We start from the raw sequence: 3,929 nt of genomic DNA, 5'->3' as shown, positions 1-3,929 counted from the left end.
CCAGCCGACCGCAACACACCAGCCACCGCAGACCCGTCCACCACCACCCACCGACCGGACAAACCAGCAGTGAGGTCGGCGCGGGCAGGCTGCCAGGTGGCCCGGTAGCGCCAGGAGGCCACCGTGGAGCGCTGCCGGCGGCCCGTGCGCCAGGCCGAGAGCACCGGGAGCGTCGCCTCCAGCGCCTCGCGTTCCTGGCCGTGGGCGCCGAGTTCACCGGACAGGGCGTCGAGGTCTGCGTGTTCGACGGCTGTCCAGAAGGCGGCCTCGGCGGGGTCGGCGCCGGTGGTCGCGCGGGTTCCGGGGCGCGGCCAGTAGCGCCGGCGCTGGAAGGCGTACGTCGGCAGGTCGGCGTGGTCCTGGCCCGTACCCGTGCCGGGGAACGCGGGCGTCCAGTCGACGGCCGCGCCGCGCACGGAGGCCTCGGCCAGGGAGGTCAGGAACCGCTCCGTCCCGCCCTCCTGGCGGCGCAGCGAGCCCACTGCCCCGTCCCCGAGCCCCTGGATGAGCACCGGGTGCGGGCTGCTCTCGACGAAGAGGCCGAAGCCCTGGTCGCGCAGGGCACGGGTGGCCTCGTCGAAACGTACGGTCTGACGCAGGTTGCGGTACCAGTAGCCGGCGTCCAGCCCGGCGCCGTCCTGCCAGTCGGCGGTGACCGTCGAGAAGAAGGGCACCTCGGCCGCCCGCGGGGTCACCGCCGCGAGGACGTCGAGCAGCTCGGCGCGGATCTCCTCGACATGGGCCGAGTGGGAGGCGTAGTCGACGGCGATCCGGCGGGCCCCCTCGATGCGGGCGAGGAGCGCGTCGAGGGCCTCGGGGTCGCCCGAGACGACTACCGAGCGGGGACCGTTCTCGGCGGCGACCGACAGCCGCTCGTCGAGGTGCTCCGCCAGCTCGTCGCGGGAGAGCGGGACGGACACCATGCCGCCGCGCCCGGAGAGGGCGAGCAGGGCCTTGCTGCGCAGGGCGACGACACGGGCCCCGTCATCGAGGGTCAGCGCACCCGCGACGCACGCCGCGGCGATCTCCCCCTGCGAGTGGCCGAGCACGGCCGCGGGCTCGACTCCGTGCGAACGCCAGAGCGCGGCCAGCGACACCATCACCGCCCACAGGGCCGGCTGGACCACATCCACCCGGGCGAGCGCCTCCTCGTCACCCAGGACCTCCGTCAGCGACCACGCCACGTACGGAGCCAGCGCCCGCTCACACTCCGCCATCCGCTCGGCGAACACCTCACTGGACGCCAGCAGTTCCGTGGCCATGCCCGGCCACTGCGAACCCTGCCCCGGGAACACGAACACGGTTCTGGTCCGGCCCTCCGGCACCACGCCCTCGATCAGGCCCGGCGCGGGGGCGCCGTCGGCGAGGGCGGTCAGCCGCTCGGCGAACGTCTCCCGGTCGGCGGCGACGAGCACGGCACGGTGGTCGAACGCGGTGCGGGCGAAGGCCAGCGAACGCCCCAGGGCCGGGAGGTCGTTCTCCTCGGGGCGCTCGGCGAGGAAGGTGCGCAGGGCCCCGGCCTGGGCCCGCAGGGCTTCGGCGGACCGCGCGGAGAGCAGCCAGGGCACGGCGGCGCGGTCCGGGGCAGCGGCGCGGTCATCGGCATCGGTACCGGCCGGGACCTCGGCCGTCGCCGCCTCCAGGATCACGTGGGCGTTCGTCCCGCTCATGCCGAAGGAGGAGACGCCGGCGCGGCGCGGCTGGCCGGTGTCGGGCCAGTCGGTGTTCTCGGTCAGCAGCCGTACCGTGCCCGCCGACCAGTCGACGTTGGGTGTCGGCTCGTCCACGTGCAGCGTGCGCGGCATGACACCGTGACGGATGGCCTCCACCATCTTGATCACACCCGCCACCCCGGCAGCCGCCTGGGTATGCCCGATGTTCGACTTCACCGACCCCAACCCCAGCGGCCGCCCCACCGGACGCCCCCGCCCATACGTCGCCAGCAGGGCCTGCGCCTCGATCGGATCACCCAGCGTCGTCCCCGTCCCATGCGCCTCCACCACGTCCACCTGCTCCGCGGTCAGCCGGGCGTCCGCCAGCGCCTGCCGCAGGACGCGCCGCTGGGAGGGGCCGTTGGGGGCGGTCAGCCCGTTGCTCGCCCCGTCCTGATTGACGGCCGACCCTCGGATCACGGACAGCACCCGGTGGCCGTTGCGACGCGCGTCCGACAGCCGCTCCAGGACGAGGACGCCCACGCCCTCGCCCCAGCCGGTGCCGTCGGCGGCCGCCGCGAACGGCTTGCACCGGCCGTCGGCGGCGAGGCCGCGCTGGCGGCTGAACTCGGTGAAGGTGGTGGGGCTGGACATCACGGTCACCCCCGCGGCCAGCGCGAGGGTGCACTCCTGGCGGCGCAGGGCCTGCGCCGCCAGGTGCAGGGCGACCAGCGAGGAGGAGCAGGCGGTGTCGACGGTGACGGCCGGCCCCTCGAAGCCGAACGCGTACGCGATACGGCCGGACAGCACGCTCGTCGCGTTCCCGGTGGCGAGGTAGCCGTCGACGTCCTCGGGGCCGCCGACCAGGACCGTCCCGTAGTCGGCCCCGTTGGAACCGACGAACACGCCGGTACGGCTGCCGCGCAGCGCGTCCGGGGCGATCCCGGCCCGCTCGACGGCCTCCCAGGAGGTCTCCAGCAGCAGCCGCTGCTGCGGGTCCATGGCGAGGGCCTCACGCGGCGAGATCCCGAAGAACCCCGCGTCGAAATCGCCCGCGTCGTGGACGAACGCCCCTTCGCGGACGTACGAGGACCCGGGGCTGTCGGGGTCCTCGTCGAACAGCGCCTCCAGATCCCAGCCCCGGTCGGTGGGGAACGGCGCCACCGCGTCGCGGCCCGAGACCACCAGGTCCCACAGGCCTTCCGGGGTGCGGACGCCGCCGGGGAACCGGCAGCTCATCGCGACGATCGCGATGGGTTCACGGGCGGCGTCCGTGAGCCGCCGGTTCTGCTCGCGCAGCCGCTCGGCCTCCTTCAGCGAGGTCCGCAGCGCTGCCACGAGCTTGTCGTTGGGTGTCGTCACTTCGTCGGGCGTAACCATGTGTCAGCTCCACACTTCCGCGGACCGTCAGGAGTCCGTGTTGTCCATGGCGAGGCGGATGAGGGCGTCGGCGTCCATCGCGTCGATGTCCTCCGGTGCCGCCTCGTCCGGTACTGCCGCTGCCGCGGCGGGGGCCGGGTCCAGGCCCGCGAGGTCCAGGAGCACCTCCAGGAGCCCGGCTTCCCGGATCCGGGCGAGCGGCACGGAGGCGAGGGCCTGGCGCAGCCGGGCCTCCTGCGGGTCGGTGCCCGCGTCCGCGAGTTCGCCGGTGAGCTCGGTCAGGAGGTACGAGGCCAGCGCGGCCGGGGTCGGGTGGTCGAAGACGACCGTGGCGGGCAGGTCCAGCCCGGTCGCCCGGCCCAACCGGTTGCGCAGCTCGACCGCCGTCAGCGAGTCGAAGCCGATCTCCTTGAACGCCTGCCCGGCCTCGACGCGCTGCGCCGACCCGTGACCCAGTACGCCGGCCACGTTGGTGCGTACGGTCTCCAGCAGGGCGTCGGTGCGCTCGGCGGGCGGCAGGGCGGCCAGTCGTTCCAGGAGGCCGTTCTCCTCGGTGCCCGCGCCCGGGGCCGGTACGGCCTCGGGGATGCCGGCCAGCAGCGGGCTCGGGCGGGCGGAGGTGAAGCCGGGCGCGAAGCGCTGCCAGTCGAGGTCGATGGCGGTCAGCGTGCCGGTGCCGTCGGCGAGCGCCCGGGCGAGGGCGGCGAACGCGGTGTCGGCGGGCAGTCCGGTCATGCCGGCCAGCCGCATCCGCTCCGCGACGGCCTCGTCCGAGGCGGCCATCCCGTGGTCGGCCCAGGGGCCCCAGGCGATGGAGGTGGCGGGCAGCCCGTCCGCGCGCCGCTGCTCCGCCAGCGCGTCCAGATAGGCGTTGGCAGCCGCATAGTTACCCTGCCC

Annotated in this window: 2 protein-coding genes; both read right to left on the bottom strand. The window is 74.7% G+C overall.

The annotated features are described in order from the left end of the window. Positions 1 to 3,032: type I polyketide synthase (locus tag ACZ6KO_RS34905; protein WP_469308002.1), on the bottom strand; the 3,032-nt coding region annotated here is incomplete at its 3' end. A gap of 27 nt (positions 3,033 to 3,059) precedes the next feature. Continuing rightward, positions 3,060 to 3,929, bottom strand: an 870-nt coding sequence (locus tag ACZ6KO_RS34900) for an acyl carrier protein (protein WP_469308001.1), incomplete at its 5' end; no start/stop codon positions are given.

The organism is Streptomyces sp. NPDC042102 (assembly GCF_055582305.1).
Note: the sequence above shows the minus strand (reverse complement) of the source record. Positions and strands in the feature narration are given on the sequence as shown.